This is a genomic window from Streptomyces albidochromogenes (assembly GCF_005981925.1).
Taxonomy (GTDB): domain Bacteria; phylum Actinomycetota; class Actinomycetes; order Streptomycetales; family Streptomycetaceae; genus Streptomyces; species Streptomyces albidochromogenes.
Window position 1 is genome coordinate 1 of the sequence record NZ_VBVX01000702.1, and the last position, 729, is coordinate 729.

1 protein-coding gene is annotated in these 729 nt (G+C 65.8%); it reads right to left on the reverse strand.

Going from position 1 to position 729, the window contains the following annotated elements:
- Nucleotides 1-289: 289 nt before the first annotated feature.
- On the reverse strand, nt 290-652 hold the full coding sequence (locus E2E34_RS34830; RefSeq protein ID WP_138905784.1) for a DUF4180 domain-containing protein: 363 nt from the start codon (nt 650-652) through the stop codon (nt 290-292).
- Nucleotides 653-729 lie beyond the last annotated feature (77 nt).

Here is a 729-nt window from a genome sequence, read left to right on the forward strand (position 1 = left end):
TGTATAAGAGACAGGTCTGGGGGTGGTGCGGCCCCTGGCTCAGCGGGTGCGGCGACGGTCGTTGGTGCGACACCACCCTTCCGACGTACGCATGCACCCCGGCCGGTGGACGGCCGGCCCGGCCGGTCGACCTGCGAACCCATTGGTGCGCAGGGGGGACCAGTGGTGCGCGCAGAGAAGCGGCGGGCCTAGGTGACGCGGGGGCGTAGCCGAGTACGGACGGCCATCGAACGGTCAGCACACCACGGACCGCCGCTGAAGAGCACCAGAGAGCTGTCCGCTCTGCCCTTCACGTCTTCAGCCGGTCTTGCAGTTCCTCGATGTCGGTGAGGAACCACGCCTGTCGTCCACGGTTGCACTCACGGACGAAGTCCCGCAGCGACGGACTTTCGTCCGTGTGATGGGAGATGTCACCGAGGACGACCATTCCCAGGCGGTAGTTGGCGAACTTCTGGACGATGTCGCCGGCGACGCGGGTGCGCAGCTGGAAGAACGCCTCACTGAACCGACCGGCGGGAATGACAACCCACTGGGCGCCCTGGTAGCCGGCATCGCCGACGAGATCCAAGGCATCGCGCTCGTTCCCGATGAGCTCGCCGTCGGGGGCGCACATGAGAACGGGCACGTCGTGAATCGTCTGCAAGGTGCTCATGACGATCGAGGCTAATTGCGCAGACGAACGTGAGCGACGCACTTCCCGGCCAAGATCCCTTCCGACCCCATCTGAGC